At 44.7% G+C, this 2,631-nt stretch carries 3 protein-coding genes; 2 read left to right on the forward strand and 1 reads right to left on the reverse strand.

What is annotated here, in order from left to right; translation table 11 throughout:
• The coding region (locus AB4496_RS25260; RefSeq protein ID WP_372132576.1) for an Hsp70 family protein at window positions 1–471 on the forward strand (471 nt) is incomplete at its 5' end.
• Between the two features lie 287 nt (window positions 472–758).
• On the forward strand, window positions 759–1,916 hold the full coding sequence (dnaJ, locus tag AB4496_RS25265; protein ID WP_102258211.1) for a molecular chaperone DnaJ: 1,158 nt from the start codon (window positions 759–761) through the stop codon (window positions 1,914–1,916).
• 216 nt (window positions 1,917–2,132) lie between these two features.
• Here the strand turns inward: dnaJ and AB4496_RS25270 are convergent, their stop codons facing one another.
• Window positions 2,133–2,615, reverse strand: a complete 483-nt coding sequence (locus tag AB4496_RS25270; RefSeq protein ID WP_009848333.1) for a type IV pilin protein — start codon at window positions 2,613–2,615, stop codon at window positions 2,133–2,135.
• Window positions 2,616–2,631 lie beyond the last annotated feature (16 nt).

Consider the following 2,631-nt stretch of genomic DNA (forward strand, 5'->3'; position numbering starts at 1 on the left):
ATCCTGAACGTATCTGCTAAAGATAAAGCGACAGGTAAAGAGCAGAAGATCACTATCCAAGCATCAGGCGGTTTGTCTGAGGAAGAGATCGAAGCAATGGTTCAAGAAGCAGAAGCTAACAAAGAAGCTGACAAGAAGTTCGAAGAGCTAGTAACTGCACGTAACCAAGCTGACCAAATGATTCACGGCACTAAGAAGCAAGTAGAAGAAGCTGGTGAAGCTCTACCTGCAGACGAGAAAGCTAAAATCGAAGCAGCTATCGAAGCTCTAGAATCAGTTAAGTCTGGTGACGACAAAGAAGCTATCGACGCTAAAGTTCAAGAACTTATGCAAGCAGCTCAAAAGCTAATGGAAATTGCTCAACAGAAAGCTCAAGCTGAACAAGCTGGTGCTGACGCTGGTGAACAACCTAAGCAAGACGACGATGTGGTAGACGCTGAGTTCGAAGAAGTAAAAGAAGACAAAAAATAATTTCGTCGCAGAGTAGCCTGATTTCGTTGTCGGAAGTGCTCACCTACTAGCGTAGGCTCCGCGCTTCCTCCTAGAACTCAAGCTACTTGCTTAGAAATTCATTGTCTCAAAGACTTATTATTGCGGGCGTCAGAGGTAACTCTCACGCCCGTAAATTTGTATTTAGACTTGTCGATCTAGATAATAGCTTTATTCGGCGTTTCAGCCGGCAGAACTTTTATCTAGATTGATACACAGACTGCTGAAGTGAACATTCGGCAGTAGCAATTATTTTGGTGACCTAGAACATGTCAAAACGTGATTTTTACGAAGTATTAGGCGTAAGCCGCGATGCATCAGAGCGCGATATTAAAAAAGCGTACAAACGCTTAGCGATGAAATTCCACCCAGACCGTAACCAGGGTGATGACAGCGCAGCAGACAAATTTAAAGAAGTAAAAGTAGCGTACGAGATCCTAACCGATGCTCAAAAGAAAGCAGCTTACGACCAATACGGCCACGCAGCTTTTGAACAAGGTGGCATGGGTGGCGGCGGTTACGGCGGCGGTTACGGCGGCGGTGGCCAAGGTGACTTCGGCGATATCTTCGGTGACGTATTTGGCGATATCTTCGGCGGCGGTCGTCGTGGCGGCGGTCAAGCGCGTGCTCAACGTGGTTCTGATTTGCGTTACAACATGGAGCTTTCTCTAGAAGAAGCCGTTCGTGGTGTATCTAAAGAGATTGAAGTACCAACACTTGTTGAATGTGACATTTGTGATGGTAGCGGCGCGAAAGCGGGTTCTTCTGCACAAACGTGTGGTACTTGTCATGGCCACGGCCAGGTACAAATGCGCCAAGGTTTCTTTGCGGTTCAACAGACTTGTCCTACTTGTAACGGTAAAGGCAAGATCATCAAAGACCCATGTAACTCATGTCATGGTCAAGGTCGCAAACAGAAGACGAAAACGCTTAACGTTAAGATCCCAGCAGGTGTTGATACTGGTGATCGCATTCGTCTATCTGGCGAAGGCGAAGCAGGAGAGCACGGCGCTCCAGCTGGCGACTTGTACGTACAAGTACACGTAAAAGAGCACAACATCTTTGAGCGTGACGGCAACAACCTTTACTGTGAAGTGCCAGTTAGCTTCACAATGGCAGCGCTAGGCGGTGAAGTTGAAGTTCCTACATTAGATGGCCGTGTAAACCTTAAAGTACCTGAAGAGACACAAACGGGCCGTATGTTCCGTATGCGTGGCAAAGGTGTGAAAGGCGTTCGTGGCGGCGGTGTGGGTGACCTAATCGTTAAGCTAGTGGTTGAAACACCGGTTAAGCTAAGCTCTCGTCAAAAAGAACTACTGCGTGAATTTGAAGAAACATGTTGTGGTGAAGCTGCAAGCAAGCACAAGCCAAAATCTGAAGGTTTCTTCAGCGGCGTGAAAAACTTCTTTGATGACCTAACTAAGTAATCAACTGATTAGATAAATAGGTTATTGACACGTTAAGTTGTTGATCTTTAAATTATTGATACTTCAATTTAATGATAAAAGTAGAAAAGCCTGCTCATGTAGCAGGTTTTTTTGTGTCTATAGATTTGTGTTTTTTGATTGGTATAAAAGAAGCTCATAGCAAAAATAATCGAAATTTTTCAGATCACCCCCTAGAGGCTTTAGTGTCTCCTCTTGTTACTTCCAACACGCTTGAGGCTCTGAAACACCTGAGTGATGTAACTCCAGAATATCAGTCGGTGAGTCTAAGCAGTCATCATTTGTCTGTGGTGCGTGTGGTTCAGCTTGAATGGAGTATGAGGTACTGCTAGCCGAAATTGTTAGTGTATACCTGCTTGTATCGGTATCGCAAAACGAGCACGTCCCTCCAGAAACTATGTTTCCAGCAGCCGTGGCATAATTTCCGGCGTAAGCACTCTCAAGTTCAAGTTGAATTTTTGCCATATCTCCTATCGCTGTCATCCGATGCGATTTTAAAACATGGCTTGTGTAGCTTGGATAAGCTATTGCACTGAGTACTCCTACAATGGCAACAGCGATCAATAATTCGATCAGTGTCATTCCTTTCATACTTAAATTGTTGTTGTTACATCTTTTTATTCGAATCTTCACGAGTAGTTTCCTTTCATAACCCTGTCCATTTTTCTCGGGTGGTAGCATCGGTGCAAGATTAAAT

Origin of the sequence: Vibrio sp. 10N.222.46.A1 (genome assembly GCF_041473595.1) — a bacterium.
GTDB lineage: Bacteria > Pseudomonadota > Gammaproteobacteria > Enterobacterales > Vibrionaceae > Vibrio > Vibrio tasmaniensis_A.

Excerpts from the sequence above, each read along its gene's own strand:
- dnaJ (WP_102258211.1), top strand. The coding sequence starts at position 759 with ATGTCAAAACGTGATTTTTACGAAGTATTAGGCGTAAGCCGCGATGCA.
- AB4496_RS25270 (WP_009848333.1), bottom strand. The coding sequence starts at position 2,615 with ATGCTACCACCCGAGAAAAATGGACAGGGTTATGAAAGGAAACTACTC.